Origin of the sequence: Pseudarthrobacter quantipunctorum, assembly GCF_045291495.1 — a bacterium.
Lineage (GTDB): Bacteria > Actinomycetota > Actinomycetes > Actinomycetales > Micrococcaceae > Arthrobacter > Arthrobacter quantipunctorum.
Window position 1 is genome coordinate 3315920 of sequence record NZ_CP148033.1, and the last position, 21419, is coordinate 3337338.

Below are 21419 nucleotides of genomic sequence, written 5' to 3' on the forward strand. Positions count from 1 at the left end.
CTAGATTGCCTTTCCGGGGTTGAGGATGCCGGCGGGGTCGAACAGCGCCTTGATCCTGCGCTGGAGCTCACGGACCGGCTCCGGCTGCTCCTGGCCCAGCCAGCGCAGCTTGTACTGGCCCACCCCGTGTTCACCGGTGATTGTGCCGCCCATTGCCAGTGCGGCGGTGATGGACTCGTCCAGGACCCGCTGGAGCCGCTCCATGGCGCCAGCGTCCACACCGTTCCCCGTACGGTCGATCCAGAACGTGGGGTGCAGGTTGCCATCGCCGGCGTGGGCCACCACCTTGAGGTGCACCCCGTGGTTCAACGCCATGGCTTCCAGTGCTGCAACGTAGTCCACCAGCCGGGAACGGGGAACGGCCACGTCCTCGCCCACGCGGTATTCGTCGTCGACCTCCACGCCCCTGCTGTGCCGGCGCAGCTCCACCAGCCGTTCAGCCTCTGCGCTCGCTTTGGTGCTGACGGCTGCACCGCCCGCCATCAGGACATCCCGGACCACCTGCGCCTCGGCAGCAGCGCCAAACCCGTCGGTCTGGATCAGGAGCAGGGAGCGGCCCCTGGCGGTGAGGTCTGATCCGTGGATGTCATCGAGCTGGGCCAGCGTGCCGCCGTCGAGCAGTTCCATGATGGCCGGCTGGACCCGGGCCCTTCCCACTGCCAGGACGCCTGCTGCGGCCTGCCGGAAGTCGGGGTAGAACGCGGCGACGGTATGCACGTCCCGGGGTAGGTACTTCAGGCGGACGGTAACGCCGACGACGATGCCGAGCGTCCCTTCAGAACCTACGAACAGGCCGGTGAGATCGTAGCCCGCCACGCCTTTGAATGTTTGATGGCCGGTATGGATGAGTGAACCGTCGGCGAGCACCACATCCACCGCCAGGACGGAGTCCCGCGTGACCCCGTATTTGGCGCAGCGCAGGCCGCCGGCGTTGGTGGCCACGTTCCCGCCGATGGTTGAACTGCGGAAGCTGGCGGGATCGGGCGCGTACATCAGCCCGTGCTCCGCGGCTGCGTCGTTCAGGACGGCATTGACGACGCCCGGCTCAACCATGGCCGTCTCATCGTCCGGGTTCAGCGCGAGGATGCGGTCCATGCGCTCCAGGGACAGGACTATGCAGTTCCTCGTGGCGTGGGCCCCGCCCGAGACACCTGTGCCCGCGCCTCTCGGCACGACGGCGGTACCGCTGTCCGCACAAGCGCGCACTACGGCCTGGACCTCTTCCACGGATTCAGGGAAGACAACAGCCAGCGGCAGCTGGAAGTCGATCACTGGCGCCTGGTCCACGGCGTACCGGCGGCGGGAAACTTCCCCCGCGTCCACCTGCCCGGGTGCCAGGATCCTCTCCAGCTCGTCTACTACGCTTCCCAACCTGGCCTCCATACTTCGTCGCGGATTCTCCCCAGTCTAGGCGGAAACCCTGACGGGGCCGGTCGGCGGATGCCCAGGGAGGCGCTCGTCCGCAGCGTAGGTTTTCAGGCTCAGGCAGCGCCCATAAACCGGGCGTACCTGGCAAGGATCACAGGCCAGGCTTCGGCGTAAGTGGCCCGCGTGGCAGCCGGGTCTTCTGCCCCCTCCCAGCCGTCGTGGAATATCCTCACTTCGGCTCCGTCCGGGGCTGCACGGAAGGCGACCAGCAGCTCCGTGGACCACAGCGCCGTGGTGCCGGGATGCCAGGTTGCATGGAAGGACAACGGAGGCTGCCAGTCGTCAAGTGTTCCCCAGATGCTGGTGCGGCCGTCGTCCGCCGTTTCGAGGATGAGGTTCTCCTCGAACTCGACATAGGAACCGGCCCCATAGACGCCGTGGGATTCCATAGGCCACCAGAGATGGGTGTGGTCCGTGAAGCCGGCGAACGCATGCGCTACGCTTCCCGGTACTACCACCGTGTGAACCAGGGGCTCCAGGAGCTCGAAAACAGGGTGGGCATCGTCCCTGGCGGGTTCTTGCTGATGGCTGAAGAGGCTATCCATGCTGCCCAACTTTACCGCCCCTCCCCCCTGCGACGCTCTCTCAGTCGATGCGGGGTTTCCCGGGACGCTCCATCACTCGATGTCAGGTTCCCGGGATGTTCTCTCAGTTGATGTCGGCTTTCCAGGGGCGCTCTCTCACTCGATGTGGGGTTCTTGTGGATCCTCTCTCACTCGATGTGGTGTTGGGGGTTTGTTGCCGGCAGTGAGGTGAGAGACGATCCCCCGGGAAAGCCCCATTAAGTGCGAGAGCATCGAGGGGGGAAAGCCCCATGAGGTGAGAGAGCGTCCCCCGGGAAGCGGCATCAGGTGAGAGAGCGTCCGGGGGGTGGGTCCTGGGGTCTCTGGGGTTGGGTTTTGGGGGTGGTTCCTGTGGTGTGTGTGTTAAATGTGGGAGGCCCCAACCATGTGGTTGGGGCCTCGACCTTTAATGTGTGTCCGGCGGTGACCTACTCTCCCACACCCTCCCGGGTGCAGTACCATCGGCGCTGTGGGTCTTAGCTTCCGGGTTCGGAATGGGACCGGGCGTTTCCCCCACGCTATGACCGCCGTAACCCTGTTACCCGTCACCTGTGTGTCCGTAAGGGACGTTCGGGTGTGGGAAATCTGTGTGGTTACAACATTGTGGTGTTGTTATGTAGTTGTTGGTTCCTTGCCAGCAAACGGGTGGGTTTGTTGGTTGGGAACCACATAGTGGACGCAAGCAGTCTTGTTATCTTCTTACCCTTTCCTGGTGTGAACGTCTTTTGAATCCGTTCACGGAAGAGGGTGTGTGGTGTAAGTTATCGGCCTATTAGTACCGGTCAGCTTCACGAGTCGTTAGTCCTCGCTTCCACATCCGGCCTATCAACCCAGTGGTCTGGCTGGGGGCCTCTCACACACAAGGTGTATGGAAATCTCATCTTGAAGCGAGCTTCCCGCTTAGATGCTTTCAGCGGTTATCCCATCCGAACGTAGCTAATCAGCGGTGCACTTGGCAGTACAACTGACACACCAGAGGTTCGTCCGTCCCGGTCCTCTCGTACTAAGGACAGCCCTTCTCAAATTTCCTGCGCGCGCAGCGGATAGGGACCGAACTGTCTCACGACGTTCTAAACCCAGCTCGCGTACCGCTTTAATGGGCGAACAGCCCAACCCTTGGGACCTACTCCAGCCCCAGGATGCGACGAGCCGACATCGAGGTGCCAAACCATGCCGTCGATATGGACTCTTGGGCAAGATCAGCCTGTTATCCCCGAGGTACCTTTTATCCGTTGAGCGACGGCCATTCCACAATGTACCGCCGGATCACTAGTCCCGACTTTCGTCCCTGCTCGAGATGTCTCTCTCACAGTCAAGCTCCCTTGTGCACTTACACTCGACACCTGATTGCCAACCAGGCTGAGGGAACCTTTGGGCGCCTCCGTTACTTTTTAGGAGGCAACCGCCCCAGTTAAACTACCCATCAGGCACTGTCCCTGACCCGGATTACGGGCCGAAGTTAGATGTCCAAAGTGACCAGAGTGGTATTTCAACGATGACTCCACCCGAACTGGCGTCCGGGCTTCAACGTCTCCCACCTATCCTACACAAGCCACTCCGAACACCAATACCAAACTATAGTAAAGGTCTCGGGGTCTTTCCGTCCTGCTGCGCGTAACGAGCATCTTTACTCGTACTGCAATTTCGCCGAGTTTATGGTTGAGACAGCGGGGAAGTCGTTACTCCATTCGTGCAGGTCGGAACTTACCCGACAAGGAATTTCGCTACCTTAGGATGGTTATAGTTACCACCGCCGTTTACTGGGGCTTAAATTCTCAGCTTCGCCTTGCGGCTAACCGGTCCTCTTAACCTTCCAGCACCGGGCAGGAGTCAGTCCGTATACATCGTCTTGCGACTTCGCACGGACCTGTGTTTTTAGTAAACAGTCGCTTCCCCCTGGTCTCTGCGGCCCCGATCCCCTCCGGACAGCAAGTGTCCATCAAGGTTGGGGCCCCCCTTCTCCCGAAGTTACGGGGGCATTTTGCCGAGTTCCTTAACCATAATTCTCTCGATCGCCTTAGTATTCTCTACCTGATCACCTGTGTCGGTTTGGGGTACGGGCGGCTAAAACCTCGCGTCGATGCTTTTCTCGGCAGCATAGGATCACCAAATCCCCCCAAACGGGGGTCCCATCAGATCTCAGGCATCATGAACAGCGGATTTGCCTACCGTTCGCCCTACATCCTTAGACCGGGACAACCATCGCCCGGCTTGGCTACCTTCCTGCGTCACACCTGTTAATACGCTTGCCTCCCAGGATCAGGTCCTGCGCTCCACCAAAACCCTCACACCACAAGGGCGATCGGGCAGGTCTCGGGCAGTTAGTATCCCCTGTTCAGCATGGGCGGTTTTTCGCCGGTACGGGAATATCAACCCGTTGTCCATCGACTACGCCTGTCGGCCTCGCCTTAGGTCCCGACTTACCCAGGGCAGATTAGCTTGACCCTGGAACCCTTGATCATTCGGCGGACGGGTTTCTCACCCGTCTTTCGCTACTCATGCCTGCATTCTCACTCGTGTAGGCTCCACCGCTGGTTTACACCGCGACTTCACCGCCCACACGACGCTCCCCTACCCATCCAGACGCCTGAACCACAAGGGCTTAGCTAATATCTGAATGCCACAACTTCGGCGGTGTACTTGAGCCCCGCTACATTGTCGGCGCGGAATCACTTGACCAGTGAGCTATTACGCACTCTTTTAAGGATGGCTGCTTCTAAGCCAACCTCCTGGTTGTCTTCGCAACTCCACATCCTTTCCCACTTAGCACACGCTTAGGGGCCTTAGTTGGTGGTCTGGGCTGTTTCCCTCTCGACTATGAAGCTTATCCCCCACAGTCTCACTGCTGCGCTCTCACTTACCGGCATTCGGAGTTTGGCTGACGTCAGTAACCTTGTAGGGCCCATTAGCCATCCAGTAGCTCTACCTCCAGCAAGAAACACGCAACGCTGCACCTAAATGCATTTCGGGGAGAACCAGCTATCACGAAGTTTGATTGGCCTTTCACCCCTACCCACAGCTCATCCCCTCCATTTTCAACTGAAGTGGGTTCGGTCCTCCACGACGTCTTACCGTCGCTTCAACCTGGCCATGGGTAGATCACTTCGCTTCGGGTCTAGATCACGCCACTGCAACGCCCTATTCAGACTCGCTTTCGCTACGGCTGCCCCACACGGGTTAACCTCGCGACGTAACACTAACTCGCAGGCTCATTCTTCAAAAGGCACGCCGTCACCAGAATCAGACTGGCTCCGACGGATTGTAAGCACACGGTTTCAGGTACTGTTTCACTCCCCTCCCGGGGTACTTTTCACCTTTCCCTCACGGTACTGGTCCGCTATCGGTCATTAGGGAGTATTTAGGCTTATCAGGTGGTCCTGACAGATTCGCACGGGATTTCTCGGGCCCCGTACTACTTGGGATACTCATCCGGGCGGTACACAACATTACGGTTACGGGGCTAACACCCTCTCTGGCCGGCCTTTCAAAACCGTTCACCTATGCCTGCACATCACACCCCACCAGTCCGGCAGAACTGGTATGGAAAGTCCCACAACCCCGACCATGCAACGCCCGCCGGCTATCACACATGGAACGGTTTAGCCTGATCCGCGTTCGCTCGCCACTACTAACGGAATCACTATTGTTTTCTCTTCCTGCGGGTACTGAGATGTTTCACTTCCCCGCGTTCCCTCCACGCACCCTATGTGTTCAGATGCGGGTCACCAGGCAACTCGCGCCCCTGGCGGGGTTTCCCCATTCGGACACCCTGGGATCACAGTCCGGTTATCGACTCCCCCAGGCTTATCGCAGATTCCTACGTCCTTCTTCGGCTCCTAATGCCAAGGCATCCACCGTGTGCTCTTAAAAACTTGACCACAAAAGATCAAAAACGCTAATTTTCGAGAAAACCATGGAACCGGACCGCAAACCAACCACACCAAAGTGCAGCAAGCCACGGACAGATCCAGGTTCATATTCTTGGAAATTGCTTCTTATAAAAGATGCTCGCGTCCACTATGTAGTTCTCAAACAACAACCCCGTACCACACACCCCACACACACAACATGCATGATCGGTGCAGCCAGGAAACCAGAAACAAACAAACCCGCACCCCTCCCCAAAAGGGAAGAACCACGGCCCTGTTGCCTCAGGACCCAACAGTGTGCCAAACACTAAACCACCGCACCCCGCCGGCACCTTTCCAGGAACCCCCCAAAAGGAGAACCGTACTCAGCACCGGAAAGACCCGGCAGCCGCTATTCGTTGATATTCCACCCTTGAGCACCCGCCGCAGAACAAACGTCTGCGCAACGGGCCTTTACTCCTGACAACCCCCACACCCCGCATACACAGGACATGGGAACTTGTAGGTGCTCCTTAGAAAGGAGGTGATCCAGCCGCACCTTCCGGTACGGCTACCTTGTTACGACTTAGTCCCAATCGCCAGTCCCACCTTCGACAGCTCCCTCCCACAAGGGGTTAGGCCACCGGCTTCGGGTGTTACCAACTTTCGTGACTTGACGGGCGGTGTGTACAAGGCCCGGGAACGTATTCACCGCAGCGTTGCTGATCTGCGATTACTAGCGACTCCGACTTCATGGGGTCGAGTTGCAGACCCCAATCCGAACTGAGACCGGCTTTTTGGGATTAGCTCCACCTCACAGTATCGCAACCCTTTGTACCGGCCATTGTAGCATGCGTGAAGCCCAAGACATAAGGGGCATGATGATTTGACGTCGTCCCCACCTTCCTCCGAGTTGACCCCGGCAGTCTCCTATGAGTCCCCACCATCACGTGCTGGCAACATAGAACGAGGGTTGCGCTCGTTGCGGGACTTAACCCAACATCTCACGACACGAGCTGACGACAACCATGCACCACCTGTAAACCGACCGCAAGCGGGGCACCTGTCTCCAGGTATTTCCGGTTCATGTCAAGCCTTGGTAAGGTTCTTCGCGTTGCATCGAATTAATCCGCATGCTCCGCCGCTTGTGCGGGCCCCCGTCAATTCCTTTGAGTTTTAGCCTTGCGGCCGTACTCCCCAGGCGGGGCACTTAATGCGTTAGCTACGGCGCGGAAAACGTGGAATGTCCCCCACACCTAGTGCCCAACGTTTACGGCATGGACTACCAGGGTATCTAATCCTGTTCGCTCCCCATGCTTTCGCTCCTCAGCGTCAGTTAATGCCCAGAGACCTGCCTTCGCCATCGGTGTTCCTCCTGATATCTGCGCATTTCACCGCTACACCAGGAATTCCAGTCTCCCCTACATCACTCTAGTCTGCCCGTACCCACCGCAGATCCGGAGTTGAGCCCCGGACTTTCACGGCAGACGCGACAAACCGCCTACGAGCTCTTTACGCCCAATAATTCCGGATAACGCTTGCGCCCTACGTATTACCGCGGCTGCTGGCACGTAGTTAGCCGGCGCTTCTTCTGCAGGTACCGTCACTTTCGCTTCTTCCCTACTGAAAGAGGTTTACAACCCGAAGGCCGTCATCCCTCACGCGGCGTCGCTGCATCAGGCTTGCGCCCATTGTGCAATATTCCCCACTGCTGCCTCCCGTAGGAGTCTGGGCCGTGTCTCAGTCCCAGTGTGGCCGGTCACCCTCTCAGGCCGGCTACCCGTCGTCGCCTTGGTAAGCCATTACCTCACCAACAAGCTGATAGGCCGCGAGTCCATCCAAAACCACAAAAAGCTTTCCACCCCCCACCATGCGATGAGGAGTCATATCCGGTATTAGACCCAGTTTCCCAGGCTTATCCCAGAGTTAAGGGCAGGTTACTCACGTGTTACTCACCCGTTCGCCACTAATCCAGGAGCAAGCTCCCATCATCGTTCGACTTGCATGTGTTAAGCACGCCGCCAGCGTTCATCCTGAGCCAGGATCAAACTCTCCGTTGAAGTAAAACAAAAACGAACACAACATGGCACCACGGGAAAACGCGGCCACCACACTGCAAAATTTGAAACCAGCTGTAAAAACCAGACCACACCACGGGGTGGCGGACCTGGCCAAAACAACCAATCAATAAAACAATTGGTATCAACAAACTTGGCACACTATTGAGTTCTCAAACAACAGACACACCCGGCACCACCACCAGCACTTCTCAGCCGTGGATCGCTCCGGAGCAACTTCTCAAACTTACCGGCTGCTCTTCCGCTTGTCAAACCGGCTTCCGCGACTCTCTCTAGCCAGAGGCTTGAGTGTCGGTTTTTCCGTCTGACTCCGTGGAGCAGCGCGGAAATAAACTCTACCACCACTTTTTCCAGAAGGCCAACCGGGCAGGGAAGCCTCCCCGGGAGGGTGTCGCCAGGACGCGAAAAAGCCCGGAATCCCGCGGATTCCGGGCTTTCGCACGAGCCAAGGCTTAGCCTGCGGCGGGAGCCCCAGGCTTGAAGTAGGCGGCGCCCAGCGGAGGCAACGTAACGCTGAGTGTTGCCGGCTGTCCGTCCTGCCCCTTGTCCGTCGCCTTCAGCTGGCCGGAGTTGAGGACACCGGATCCGCCATAAGTTGTTGCGTCTGTGTTCAGCACCTCTGTCCAGGCCCCGGCCTCCGGTACACCCAGGGTGTAGCCAACGTGGGGTGCTCCGGAGAAGTTGATGGCACAGACCAGCGGGTTGTTCTCCTTGTCCCAGCGGATGAAGGACAGGACGTTCCGGTCGGCGTCTCCCCCGTTGATCCACTGGAATCCGCCGGGCTCGTTATCGCGGGTATAGAGCGCAGGCGTGGAACTGTAGAGCTCGTTGAGGTCCTTCGTCAGCAACTGCAGGCCCTGGTGTGCCGGGATATCGGCGAGCCACCAGTCGAGCCCGTGCTGTTCGGACCATTCGGCTTCCTGGCCGAATTCCGTACCCATGAAGATCAGCTGCTTGCCCGGGTGGGCCCACTGGTAGGCAAAGAAGGCACGCAGGTTTGCAAGCTGCTGCCAGCGGTCTCCCGGCATCTTGCGGAGCATCGATCCCTTGCCGTGGACTACCTCATCGTGGCTGATGGGAAGCAGGAAGTTTTCCGTAAAGGCGTAGACCATGGAGAACGTGACGGTGCCGTGGTGCCATTTCCGGTTGATCGGCTCCTCGGCCATGTAATTGAGGGAATCGTGCATCCAGCCCATGTTCCACTTGAGGCCGAAACCGAGCCCGCCGTGGCTGGTCGGAGCGGTAACGCCGGGGAACGCCGTGGATTCCTCGGCGATCATGACGGCGCCGGGGTGGGTCTTGTACACAGTGGCGTTGACTTCCTGCAGGAAGGAGATTGCCTCAAGGTTTTCCCGGCCGCCGAAGCGGTTGGGCTGCCACTGCCCCTCCTCCCTGGAGTAGTCCAGGTAGAGCATGGAAGCCACAGCGTCCACCCGCAAGCCGTCGATATGGAACTCGTCCAGCCAGTACAGGGCGTTGGCAACCAGGAAGTTCCGGACCTCAGTGCGTCCGAAGTCGAAGATCAGCGTGCCCCAGTCCGGGTGTTCGCCCAGGTTGGGATCCGCGTGCTCGTACAGGGGCTCGCCGTCGAACTGGGCAAGTGCCCAGGAGTCCTTGGGGAAGTGGGCCGGGACCCAGTCAAGCAGAACACCGATGCCCGCCTGGTGCAGGGTGTCCACCAGGTAGCGGAACTCGTCCGGGTGGCCGAAACGGGAGGTCGGCGCAAAGTAGGACGTGACCTGGTAGCCCCATGACCCGCCAAACGGGTGCTCGGCCACCGGCATGAACTCCACGTGGGTGAATCCGAGCCATTTGACGTACTCCACCAGCTCCTTGGCCAGTTCCCGGTACCCCAGGCCCAGGCGCCAGGAACCGAGGTGCACCTCGTAGACGCTCATTGCCGAGTTGTGCGGGTCTCGCTGCGCGCGGGCCTCCATCCATTCCTGGTCCTTGAAGGCGTAGGAAGGCTCCACTACCCTCGAGGCGGTCAAGGGCGGCACCTCGGTTCCGAAGGCAAGGGGGTCGGCCTTCTCCACCCAGTGCCCGGCCTTGGTCCTGATTTCGAACTTGTAGCACGCCCCTGCTACAACACCGGGAACGAAGATCTCCCACACTCCGGAGGAACCCAGTGAGCGAAGGGAGTTCTCGCGGCCGTCCCAGGCGTTGAAGTCGCCCTTGACCCGGACAGCCTGCGCGTTGGGTGCCCAGACGGCAAAGGAGACACCGTCCACGTCCCCCATCGCGGATTTGTAGTGCTGGACGTGGGCGCCAAGGACTTCCCACAGCTTCTCGTGGCGGCCCTCACCGATGAGGTGCAGGTCCACTTCGCCCACGGTGGGCAGGTAGCGGTAAGGATCGTCCACCGTGACCGGTTCCGCGCCGGGGTACGTGACGGAAAGCCTGTAGTCGGGAACGTGCCCCTGCTGCAGCGGTTCGAGGACGGCAACCCATACGCCGTGGGCCTCATGCTCCATCGGGACCTCACCCGCCGGCGTAAGGACGGAGACTGCTTCCGCGAGGTGCTTCACCGTGCGGATAGTGACGTGGCCGTAATCGTCAAGGTGCGCGCCCAGGACGGAGTGGGGCGCGTGGTGTTCACCGTTGGCAATCCTGCCAAGGGTGCCTTCGTCGACCTTCAGCGGAACCCCCGGCCGGTCAGTTTGTGCTGAGCCTGTCATTTCGTTACCTTCCGATGCTGCCCCGGCGTGACCGCCGGCGCCATTGCTGCCCAGGAGCCGCCTGGAGGCGTTCACGGGGATCGCCAGCCATTCGGGCCTGTTACGCATTTCATAAACTACTTCGTACAGTGCCTTGTCCAGCCACAATGCCACAAAGAGCGGCGACTCCCTGTCCACCGTTCCGGGAGTGACACCCGCATAGCCGGCCAGGAAGGCCTCCGCACAGTCATCCACCCAGCTTGCCGGCACGTGCGCGCCTTCCTGTTCGCGCTGGGCCGCGCCGGCTGCGTAGTCGAAGGACCGCAGCATGCCGACGACGTCCCTCAGGGGTACGTCCGGGACGTTCCGTTCCGCGACGGGACGCAGCGGTTCACCTTCGAAATCCAGGATGGCCCATCGTGCAGGGCTTCCCGGCTGCCCGGGGACCTGGAGTATCTGGCCCAGGTGGAGGTCGCCATGGATGCGCTGCAGCGGGCCGGCGGGCGCGTGGCCAAGGCGGTCAAGGAGCGCGTTCAAGGCGTCGTCATAAGGTCCGACGGCGGCACCGGCTTCCGCCCACGCCTCGCGGACCCGCTGGGCTACTGCCGGCGCAATGACCTGCCCAGGCTGCGGTTCGGCGGAGTGCCCGAGGGCCTGCGCCAGCCGCTGGTGCACGGTGGCCGTGGCCGCGCCCAGGGCGTGTGCTTCTGCCGTGAAGTCGGTACCCGAGCGGGCGGCATCGACGGCGAGGCGCCAGGCGTCGCGGCCGCCGGCGAGGAACTCGTGCGCCACCGCCAGCTCACCCTCGACGTACCGGGGTCCCTTTGCCGTTGTGGACGCGGGAGCACCCTGGCCGAGCCATTCGCCACGCACCCAGCCCAGTGTGGCGGGCACTTCGGATGTGCCTGCAGCCGAGAGGGCTGCACCCACCTCAACCTCGGGATTCGTCCCTTCTGAGAGGACCCGGAAGAATTTCACGATGGCCGCGGACTCGCCGTCGTCCACAATGACTGAACTGTTGGACTGCTCCCCGGACAGCACCTTCACTACTCCGCGGGCGGTAGGGAGCCGGAACTCCCCGGGGACGCGGAAGCCGGCTGCCGTACCGTTGGGCGCCTTTTCCTCCTGCCGGATGAGTTCCAGCCAGCTGCCCACGAAGTCGGGATCGTGGACGGCGTCGTAGACCCAGGTCCTGGACGGGTCCATCCCGGCGGCCTGGCCAACCAGCGCACGCTCCATCCCGGCTGCAGGCGCGTGCCGGAAACTCAAGGGGACCTGGACGACGGCGGTCCGCGTGCCGCCGTCGGGCGTCTGTGTGGTGACCCGGAGGAGGAACACGGCCAGCCCGGCATGGCCGGACGGGTCTTCCAGCCCGAGGCTGCCGGCCTGCGACAAATCGAAGTCGGGCGTCTTGACCGGGAACCAGCGCTGCCGTGGCAGCCATTCCTGGAGCAGGGCGGTGAGGGCAGGGGTGAGGATAGGTTGGTTCATATCAGTTCTCGATCGATAAAATCGGCATCGCCTGCGTGTACGGAGACGATGGGTTGGACGCTGCTGAACGGATCCTCAGCCAGAAGAAATCGTGGCTGCCGAGGGTCAGGGTAAGGGTTCCGTCCCCGCTGATGCCGGGGAACGGCTGGCCGCCGAAGACGTCGCGCAAGCCGCGCCCCGCGAACTGCGGGACCCGCAACTGGGCTGCCACCGGATGCTGCGAGAGGTTGAACGCGCACAGGATGGTTTCCCCGTCCGCGCCGGCAGAATTGTCATTCGGCAGCTCCCGGAGGTAGGCGAGGACGGCGTCGTGGTCCGCTTCGACGTGTTTGAAGGCTCCCAGGCCGAATGCCGGGTGGTTCTTGCGGACGCTCAGGATCTGCCGCGTCCAGCGCAGCAGTGATCCTGAGTGGGCTGCCTCTGCCTCCACGTTGGCCATGGCGTAGTTGTACACCAAGGACTGGATGGGAGGCAGGTAGAGCTTGCCCGGATCCGCGTTGGAGAACCCGGCGTTCCGGTCGGGGTTCCACTGCATGGGCGTGCGCACGGCGTCCCGGTCTTCAAGCCAGATGTTGTCCCCCATACCGATTTCATCGCCGTAGTAGAGGAACGGGCTGCCCGGCAGCGAGAGGAGGAGCGCATTGATCAGTTCGATTTCGGCGCGGGAGTTATCCAGCAGGGGCGCGAGCCTGCGCCGGATGCCGATGTTGGCCCGCATGCGGGGGTCCGGGGCGTACCAGCCCAGCATGGCGGCTCGTTCATCGGCCGTGACCATTTCCAGGGTCAGCTCGTCGTGGTTGCGCAGGAAGGTGCCCCACTGTGCCCCGTCGGGGATATCCGGGGTGTCCTGCATGGTTTCGATGATGGGGGCGGCCTTCTGGTCCCGCAATGCGTAGTAGAGGCGCGGCATGATCGGGAAGTGGAAGGCCATGTGGCACTCGGGCTCCTCCTCCGTTCCGAAGTACTCCACCACTTCATTTGGCGGCTGGTTGGCCTCGGCGATAATGACCCTGCCGGGGTAGCTTCCATCCACCATGGTGCGGAGCTTGCGGAGGAACTCGTGCGTGGCCGGAAGGTTCTCGCAGTTGGTCCCTTCCTCCTCGTACAGGTAGGGAATGGCATCGGCACGGAAGCCGTCGATGCCCTGGTCCAGCCAGAACCGGACCACATCGAACAGTGCCTCGATAACCTTGGGGTTCTCGAAGTTCAGGTCCGGCTGGTGGCTGAAGAACCGGTGCCAGAAGAACTGGCGGCGGATGGGATCAAACGTCCAGTTGGATTCCTCGGTGTCCACGAAAATGATGCGGGCGTCCTGGTACTTCTCGTCGGTGTCGCTCCAGACGTAGAAGTCGCCGTACGGGCCGTCCGGGTCCTTGCGCGACTCCTGGAACCAGGGGTGCTGGTCCGAGGTGTGGTTGAGCGGCAGGTCGATAATCACCCGCACGCCCCTCGCGTGGGCCTCGGCCACCAGGCGCTTGAAGTCGCTGATGGTGCCGAACTCGTCCAGGACCGAGTTGTAGTCCGAGATGTCGTAGCCGCCATCGCGCAGGGGTGACTGGAAGAACGGCGGCAGCCACAGGCAGTCCACGCCCAGCCACTGCAGGTAGTCGAGCCTGTCGATGAGGCCGGAGAAATCGCCGGAACCGTCGCCGTTGGCATCCGCGAAGGCCCTCACAAGTACCTCGTAGAACACTGCTTTCCGGTACCACAGCGGATCATGCTGCAGGCCCGGGGCATTTAACTCAAACGTGCTCTTAGGGGTGAAATGCTGGCCCGAACCTTGCGGGTTGAAATTCACTGATGAATTCTCCTCACGCGCAGGATGTGTGCGGGCTCGACATGCGGGTCAAGGCGGACATAGTTGTACTCGCCCCATTCCCAGCTTTCGCCGGAAATGAGGTCCTCCACGTGGAAGCCTCCATTGTGGGTCAGGTCCTGGGGGTCGAGTTCCAGCGCGGGCAGGTCAAGCGAGATGGTGCATTCCCTGGTTCCGTGCGGATCCACGTTCACCACGATGATGAGGGTGTCCTTGGACCCGTCCGGAAGGGTCTTGTGCTTGGAGTAGACCACCGTGGCGTCGTCGGTGCTGTGGTGGACCGTCAGGTTCTGCAGGTCCTGCAGCGCCGGGTGCGTGTGCCTGATCTCGTTGAGCCGGGTGATGTAGGGGGCAAGGGTCCGGCCGGAGTGCGCCGCGGCGTCCCAGTCACGTGCCTTGTACTCGAACTTTTCGTTGTCGATGTACTCTTCCGCGCCGGGGCGGGCCACGTGCTCGTACAGCTCGTAACCGGCGTAGACGCCCCACAACGGGCTGGCCGTGGCGGCCAGGGCGGCCCTGATCTTGAACGCCGCAGGCCCACCGAACTGCAGGTATTCCGTGAGGATGTCCGGGGTGTTGACGAAGAAGTTGGGGCGGAAGAACGCCGGCGACTCGTGGCTTACTTCCGCAAAGTACGCCTCGATTTCCTTCTTGGTGTTGCGCCAGGTGAAGTAGGTGTAGGACTGCTGGAACCCTGCGCGGCCAAGCGCGTGCATCATGGCCGGCCGGGTGAAGGCCTCGGCCAGGAACACCACTCCGGGAGCCTCTTTGTTGACCTGTGCAATTAGCCATTCCCAGAACCAGACGGGCTTGGTATGCGGGTTATCCACACGGAAAATCTTTACGCCGTGGCTTACCCACAGCAGCACAATCCGCAGAATTTCCTTTGAGAGGCCCTCGGGATCATTATCGAAATTGAGCGGATAAATGTCCTGGTACTTCTTCGGGGGATTTTCCGCGTAGGCGATGGAGCCGTCCACGCGGGTGGTGAACCACTCGGGATGGGACTGCACCCAGGGGTGGTCCGGAGCGGCCTGGAGCGCGAGGTCCAGGGCAACCTCCAGGCCCAGCCCGTTGGCCCGCTCCACGAAGGCATCAAAATCATCGAAGCTGCCAAGGTCCGGGTGGATGGCGTCGTGGCCGCCTTCCGCGGCTCCGATGGCCCAGGGTGACCCGGGATCGTTCGGGCCTGCGATCAGAGTGTTGTTGGGACCCTTGCGGTGCTGCACGCCGATCGGATGGATGGGCGGCATGTAGATGACGTCGAAGCCCATGGCCGCTACAGCGTCAAGCCGCTGGGCAGCGGTACGGAAGTTGCCCGAGGTCCAGGCGCCCGTGGTGTGATCCTTGACGGCGCCTTCCGAGCGGGGAAAGAACTCATACCAAGAGCCGCGTCCGGCCCGGTCACGCTCAACCAGCAGGGGGAAGCGCCGGGAGACGGTCACCAGTTCACGGATGGGCTGGTGCGCGACAACGCCGGTGACCGCATGGCTGAATCCGGCCCCGAGCCGCTCCTCCGTGCTGAGGGAAGGGTCCGCCAGCTTGTCGGCGGCCTCGCGGAGGACACCCCTGTCCCACTCGCTGCGGGTGTCGTCCCCGGCAGCTTCATGGAGCAACGCGGCACCCTCGGCGAGCATCAGCTCGACGTCGATGCCGGCCTCCACCTTCACCTCGGCGTTGTGGTGCCAGGTGCCGTAGCGGTCGTGCCAGGCTTCGATCGCGAAGGACCAGTCGCCGGTTTCCGACGGCGTGAGCACGCCCTCCCAGCGGTCGGTCCCCATGCCGCGTTCCCCGCGCGGCGGAGCGAGCCTCACCCGCTGGCGTTCGTTGCCTTCGGGGTCAAAGAGCACGGCGCTGACACCCAGCTGGTCATGGCCCTCGCGGAAGGCTGTGGCTCCCACCACGATCCCTTCGCCCGGCAGGGCTTTGGCAGGGAATTTGCCATCCTCCACGACCGGCTGCACGGCGGTGATCGGAAATCGTCCGAACCGCAGCCCCTCAGTGATGAGGCCCTTCGACATTTTCATTGATGCGGCACTGGTTCCTGATTTAGTCGTCACAAGCTCGACGTTAGCGAGAAATGATCGGGAATGCTAAGGCTGCGCACTAAATCCGGCGCGCCAACCGTCATTTCCCCGGCGCCAACTGTCATTTACCCAAAAGAAACCCGAAGCTGGTTCCAGCCGCGCATGTTGTCGGTTAGTGTGACGCAGGTGAAGGCAATCCGCAGATTTACCGTCCGTACAGTCCTCCCCGAACCGATCCGCCCGCTGGCCCGCCTGGCAAGCAACCTGCGCTGGTCCTGGCACCGCCCCACGCGGGAACTCTTCGAGGGATTGAACCCCCGCCTGTGGAAAGAGAGCGGACAGGATCCGGTGGGCTTCCTGGGGATGGCCAGCCGCGAGGAATTCCAGCAGCTCGCTGCGGACCGCTCCGTGGTGGAGCGGGTACGGGCAGCGGAGCAGGACCTGGACCGCTATCTTGAGGAACCGCGCTGGTACCAGGGCCTCGGCCCTGATGCGCCTGCGTCCATCGCCTACTTCTCCCCGGAGTTCGGCATCACCGAGGTGCTGCCGCAGTACTCCGGTGGCTTGGGAATCCTGGCCGGCGACCACCTCAAGGCTGCCTCGGACCTGGGCGTGCCGCTGATCGGTGTGGGCCTGCTGTACCAGGCCGGCTACTTCAAGCAGTCTCTCTCCCGGGACGCATGGCAACAGGAGACCTACCCGGTCCTGGACCCTGATGGCCTGCCACTCACCCTGCTGCGCGAGCCTTCCGCGGACGGCATAGGCCGTCCCCTGCAGATCGCCCTCCCCCTGCCCAACGGCAGGCGCCTGCTGGCACACATCTGGCGCGCCGACGTCGGACGCGTTCCCCTGCTGCTCCTGGACTCCAACGTGCCCGGCAACGATGACGCTGCCCGCAGCATCACCGACCGCCTTTACGGCGGCGGCGGAGACCACCGGCTGCAGCAGGAACTGCTGCTCGGCATGGGCGGGGTCAAGGCGCTGCGCGCCTTCCAGCAGCTCACCGGTACCGCCGCTCCGGAGGTGTTCCACACCAATGAAGGGCACGCCGGATTCCTGGGCATCGAACGCATCCAGGAACTCATGGCCGGGGAGCAGGCCCTGTCATTCGATGAAGCCCTTGCCGCAGGGCGCGCGTCCACTGTCTTCACCACGCACACGCCCGTTCCTGCAGGCATCGACAGGTTCGAGATCGCCCAGATCCACCACTTCTTCCAGGCCGGCCTTGCGCCGGACGTGCCCATTGACCGCATCCTGGAGCTGGGGCGCGAGAACTACGCCGAGGGCAATCCTTCCGTCTTCAACATGGCTGTCATGGGCCTTCGCCTGGCACAGCGCGCCAACGGCGTGGCCAAGCTGCACGGGGAAGTGTCCCGCGGCATGTTCTCCGCACTCTGGCCGGGCTTTGACCACTCCGAGGTGCCCATCACCTCGGTGACGAACGGCGTGCACGTGCCCACCTGGGTGGACAGCCGCATCTCCAAGCTTGCCCGGGACCAGTTCGGCAGCGAAGCCGAAGCGAACGGCCGCTGGGACCTCGCCTACAACGTCAGCGACGCGGATGTGTGGGCGCTCCGCCGGGAGATGCGGTCAGCGCTCGTTGACGATGTCCGCCTCCGCCTCCGCGCTGCCTGGAAGAAACGCGGGGCGGCCGATGCCGAATTGAGGTGGACGGACAAGGTCCTGGACCCGGACATCCTAACCATCGGCTTTGCCCGGCGCGTGCCCACCTACAAACGCCTCACCCTGATGCTGCGCGAGCCGGAACGGCTCAAGGCGCTCCTCCTGCACAAGGAACATCCCATCCAGCTGGTCATCGCGGGCAAGTCCCATCCCGCCGACGACGCAGGAAAGAAGATGATCCAGGACCTGGTCCGCTTTACCGACGATCCCGCCGTCCGGCACAGGATTGCCTTCCTGCCCAACTACGACATCGCCATGGCGCGGACACTGTTCCCGGGCTGTGACGTCTGGCTGAACAACCCGCTGCGCCCCCTGGAAGCATGCGGAACTTCCGGCATGAAGGCAGCGCTCAACGGGTCGCTGAACCTGTCCGTCCTGGATGGGTGGTGGGACGAGATGTACGACGGCGAGAACGGCTGGGCGATTCCCACCGCCAACAACGGCGCGTCCCCCGAGGAACGGGACGACATCGAGGCTGCCGCGCTGTACGAGCTGCTGGAAACGCAGGTTGCCCCGCGCTTCTACGGCAGCACGGTATCGGCGGGTGCGGGTGCTGCGGGACCGTCGACGTCGGGGGCCGAGAAGGTGCCCACGCACTGGGTCTCCATGATCAAGCACACCCTCTCGCACCTCGGACCGGCAGTCTCCGCCGAACGCATGCTGCGCGACTACGTGAATATCCTCTACCGTCCGGCGGCGGAGGCGGGGCGAAGCGCTTCCGCCAACTCCTACTCGCAGGCCCGCACCCTGGCGGCCTGGACGGCGAAGGTGCGTTTGGCCTGGCCGCTGGTGCACGTGGAGCACGTGGACTCCGTGGGGGTGTCCGAGGATCCCCAGATCGGCGACATCCTCCAGGTCAATGCGTATGTGGCGCTGCACAACCTCACCCCTGAGGACGTAGCCGTCGAAGTGGCGTACGGCCGGGCCGAGGAAAGCGACAGCCTGACGGACATCACGGTGATGGAGCTGAAGATGCAGGAGGACCTGGGCAGCGGGCGCCATCTGTTCAGCGGTTCCTTGGTGATCGACCGCTCGGGACCGTTCGGGTACACCGTCCGGGTCCTGCCGCGGCACGACGCCCTCGCCTCCAAGGCCGAGCTGGGACTGATCGTCAACGCGTAAAGGATCGCCGGAAGCATAAACCGAGTGGCTGACCGCCCGGGGAGGAACCCATGACCGACCGCACTGTGTCCGACCTCATCGTGGAGCGCCTCAGCACGTGGGGAGTCAACCGGGTCTTCGGCTACAGCGGGGACGGGATCAACGGCTTCATGGGTGCCCTGCGGCGGGCCGAAGGACACGTTGAGTTCGTGCAGGCCCGGCACGAGGAGTCGGCTGCCTTCATGGCGGTGGGCCACGCGAAGTACACCGGCGGGGTGGGGGTGGTCACCTCCACCCAGGGACCGGGCGCCGTCCACCTCTTGAACGGGCTTTACGACGCCAAGCTCGACGGCGTGCCGGTGGTGGCGATCGTCGGGCAGCAAAGCCGCACGGTGCTCGGCTCGGCCTACATGCAGGAAATCGATCTCATGTCCCTGTTCAAGGATGTGGCCGCCCAGTTCGTCCAGCAGGTCAATGCCCCGGAGCAGCTGCCCATGGTCCTGGACCGGGCTTTCCGCACCGCCAGGGCGACGTCCTCGCCCTGTGTGGTCATTGTGCCGCATGACATCCAGTCCGCGCCCGCACCGGACCTGGACCAGGAACACGGGATTGTGGTCACCGCACCGACGTGGAGCACCTCGGCGAAGACTCCCCGGGAGCAGGACCTGGAGGCCGCGGCAGCCCTCCTGAACTCCTCGCAGAGAGTGGCGCTGCTGGTGGGCCAGGGAGCCCGGCGCGCTTCCAGGGAGGTAGTGGCGGTCGCTGAAAAACTCGGCGCCGGCATAGCCACCAGCCTGCTGGGCAAACCGTATGTGGACGAGACCTTGCCCTTTGCCGCGGGCACCATGGGGCACCTCGGCAGCACCGCCAGTGCGCACCTGCTGGGCAACTGCGACGCTCTGCTGATTGTGGGCTCCAGCGATCCTTGGACCGAGTTCTATCCGCCGCCCGGTGCAGCGCGCGCCGTCCAGATCGACATCGACGAACGGAAGACCGGCAACCGGTATCCGGTTGAGGTGGGCCTGGCAGGTGACGCAGTCCTGGCGCTCCAGGCCTTGATCCCGCGGCTGCGGCCACGTTCCCGGGGGCAGTGGCAAACGGACGTGGAGCAGGAAGTTGCCCGTTGGCGGGCCTTGGCTGCGGAACGGGCCGCCGTAACGGCAATCCCGGTGAACCCCGAGCGGGTTGTCCGGGAGTTGAACGGCCGGCTGCCCGGCGACGCCCTGGTGAGTGTCGACGTCGGCAGTTGCGTTTACTGGTATGCGCGGCAACTGGTGCTCCCGCCGGGCGTTCCTGCGCACCTGTCGGGGACGCTGGCCAGCATGGGGTGCTCCCTCCCCTATGGCATCGCCGCAAAACTCGCGCACCCGGACCGGCCGGTGGTTGCGCTGGCCGGCGACGGTGCCATGCAGATGGCGGGCATCGCCGAACTGGTGACAGTGGCCCACCGGTGGCGGCAGTGGACGGATCCCCGGTTTGTGGTCTGCGTGTTCAACAACCGGGAACTCACGGAGGTGACGTGGGAGCAGCGGGAGTCCGAGGCCGAACCGCGGTTCGCCGCAAGCCAGGAGCTTCCTGACTTCCCGTTCGCCGGCTACGCCGATCTGCTGGGCCTTACCGGCATCCGGGTGGAGGATCCGGAGCTGATCGGGCCCGCCTGGGAACGTGCCTTCGCGGCAGACCGGCCCGTGGTGATCGAAGTACTCACGGACCCCGAGGTCCCCCTCCTGCCGCCGTTCCCCGCCGGCAGGGAGAAGGCGGAGAACATGCGTAAAGGCCTGGCGGCAGAGGACGACGGCGGCCGGGCAGCGGAGCTGCTTGGCACCTACGTCTCGCATGAGGAGCGCGGCGGGTAGGGTCCGGCAGGCTGGCTAGAGCAGGACGGCGGTGACGGCGAGGTCTTTTCCGGCGTAGCGTTCAGCGTCCTGGAGGATTTCGCACATGATGCCGAAGGCCCTGTCGCTGCGGAAGGGAGCGGCCACCAGCCACAGGACGGTGACGGGAGGATTGCCGTTGTCCGTGATGCTGTCCGCAAAGTCGTGCAGTGAATCGTTCAGCGCATCCAGGTTCACGCCGTAGTGCTCAGGGAAGTCCAGGACCTCGCCGAACGCCTCCAGGACAGCTTTCCTGCTGTCCGCAGCCGAGACCACCAGGCTGCGGCGGCCGGCGTCGGCCACCTGCTCCTGCAGTTCCTCCAGGGTCCAGGTGTCACCGGAATAGATCTTCATGGTTTGCTCAGCTGCCTTCCGCGATGAACTTAAAGGAGTCGTAATGGTCGTCGGTGTAGTACTTGTCGCCGCCGGCGCCGGCCACGATGCGGCGTGCGCCCCTGTCCGGTTCGCCAGGCGTGGGCACGGTGTACTCCCGGTAATAGCCCCTGTCCCGCCGCGGCAGGATGCGTTCGAAGTTGCCGAACGTCTGGTCATCCTGGCTGTAGCGGTACGGTCCGCCGGCGCGGATCAGGTTGAGTATCCTTCGGCCCTCGGCAGGAAGCGCCGATTCCTGGACCTCCGGCAGCCCGGAAGGATTAGCTTGCGCCGGCGGGGGCGGAGCAGGTGCCGCCGGCGTTCCGGAAGCGGCACCCGGCGCAGGCTCCGCGGTGGAGGTGGCCTCCGGCGTCGTACTTTCGGTCAGCTGGCCCAGGAACCCGGTGCCGCCGAAAGCAAACAGGGCGAGTACCACCAGGCCAGCCAGCAGCAGCAAGGGCAGGATGGAGCGGTTGCGCAT

General features: G+C 62.8%; 9 protein-coding genes and 3 rRNA genes. 2 read left to right on the top strand and 10 right to left on the bottom strand.

The window, feature by feature from the left end:
• From WHH00_RS15035 to WHH00_RS15070, 8 genes are all read right to left on the bottom strand, one after another.
• Complete coding sequence (locus WHH00_RS15035) at positions 1-1383, bottom strand: FAD-binding oxidoreductase (protein ID WP_406634003.1); 1383 nt, start codon at positions 1381-1383, stop codon at positions 1-3.
• Positions 1384-1481: 98 nt separating this feature from the next.
• Positions 1482-1973 (bottom strand): hypothetical protein, encoded by a 492-nt coding sequence (locus tag WHH00_RS15040; protein WP_406634005.1) that lies wholly within the window; start codon positions 1971-1973, stop codon positions 1482-1484.
• 433 nt (positions 1974-2406) lie between these two features.
• A 5S ribosomal RNA gene (gene rrf / locus WHH00_RS15045) occupies positions 2407-2523 on the bottom strand.
• A gap of 219 nt (positions 2524-2742) precedes the next feature.
• Positions 2743-5869 (bottom strand): 23S ribosomal RNA (locus WHH00_RS15050).
• Positions 5870-6376: 507 nt separating this feature from the next.
• Positions 6377-7899: ribosomal RNA gene (locus WHH00_RS15055) — 16S ribosomal RNA — on the bottom strand.
• Together the 16S, 23S and 5S rRNA genes form the textbook arrangement of a ribosomal RNA operon.
• A 470-nt stretch (positions 7900-8369) precedes the next feature.
• Positions 8370-12065 (bottom strand): 1,4-alpha-glucan branching enzyme, encoded by a 3696-nt coding sequence (locus WHH00_RS15060; protein WP_406634007.1) that lies wholly within the window; start codon positions 12063-12065, stop codon positions 8370-8372.
• 1 nt (position 12066) lies between these two features.
• Entirely contained in the window at positions 12067-13863 is a 1797-nt protein-coding gene (gene treS / locus WHH00_RS15065; RefSeq protein WP_406634009.1) for a maltose alpha-D-glucosyltransferase, read from the bottom strand.
• Positions 13860-15902 carry an alpha-1,4-glucan--maltose-1-phosphate maltosyltransferase gene (locus tag WHH00_RS15070; RefSeq protein WP_406638630.1) on the bottom strand — a complete coding sequence of 681 codons (2043 nt, stop codon included), beginning with the start codon at positions 15900-15902 and terminating at the stop codon, positions 13860-13862. Before WHH00_RS15070 ends, treS begins: the two co-directional genes overlap by 4 nt.
• Positions 15903-16094: 192 nt before the next feature.
• Here WHH00_RS15070 and glgP point away from each other — a divergent pair, with 192 nt between their 5' ends.
• Positions 16095-18713, top strand: coding sequence for an alpha-glucan family phosphorylase (gene glgP / locus WHH00_RS15075; RefSeq protein WP_406634011.1), 2619 nt, complete (start codon positions 16095-16097; stop codon positions 18711-18713).
• 50 nt (positions 18714-18763) lie between these two features.
• A complete protein-coding gene (locus WHH00_RS15080) occupies positions 18764-20548 on the top strand; it encodes a thiamine pyrophosphate-requiring protein (RefSeq protein ID WP_406634013.1) in 1785 nt (594 codons plus the stop codon).
• Positions 20549-20563: 15 nt separating this feature from the next.
• On the opposite strand, the gene WHH00_RS15085 is transcribed toward WHH00_RS15080, so the two are convergent.
• Positions 20564-20920 (bottom strand): barstar family protein, encoded by a 357-nt coding sequence (locus tag WHH00_RS15085; RefSeq protein WP_406634015.1) that lies wholly within the window; start codon positions 20918-20920, stop codon positions 20564-20566.
• A 7-nt stretch (positions 20921-20927) separates the two neighbouring features.
• Positions 20928-21419 carry a ribonuclease domain-containing protein gene (locus WHH00_RS15090; RefSeq protein ID WP_406634017.1) on the bottom strand — a complete coding sequence of 164 codons (492 nt, stop codon included), beginning with the start codon at positions 21417-21419 and terminating at the stop codon, positions 20928-20930.

Excerpts from the sequence above, each read along its gene's own strand:
- WHH00_RS15060 (WP_406634007.1), bottom strand. The coding sequence starts at position 12,065 with ATGAACCAACCTATCCTCACCCCTGCCCTCACCGCCCTGCTCCAGGAA.
- WHH00_RS15035 (WP_406634003.1), bottom strand. The coding sequence starts at position 1,383 with ATGGAGGCCAGGTTGGGAAGCGTAGTAGACGAGCTGGAGAGGATCCTG.
- WHH00_RS15040 (WP_406634005.1), bottom strand. The coding sequence starts at position 1,973 with ATGGATAGCCTCTTCAGCCATCAGCAAGAACCCGCCAGGGACGATGCC.
- WHH00_RS15070 (WP_406638630.1), bottom strand. The coding sequence starts at position 15,902 with ATGTCGAAGGGCCTCATCACTGAGGGGCTGCGGTTCGGACGATTTCCG.
- WHH00_RS15090 (WP_406634017.1), bottom strand. The coding sequence starts at position 21,419 with ATGCGCAACCGCTCCATCCTGCCCTTGCTGCTGCTGGCTGGCCTGGTG.
- WHH00_RS15085 (WP_406634015.1), bottom strand. The coding sequence starts at position 20,920 with ATGAAGATCTATTCCGGTGACACCTGGACCCTGGAGGAACTGCAGGAG.
- WHH00_RS15080 (WP_406634013.1), top strand. The coding sequence starts at position 18,764 with ATGACCGACCGCACTGTGTCCGACCTCATCGTGGAGCGCCTCAGCACG.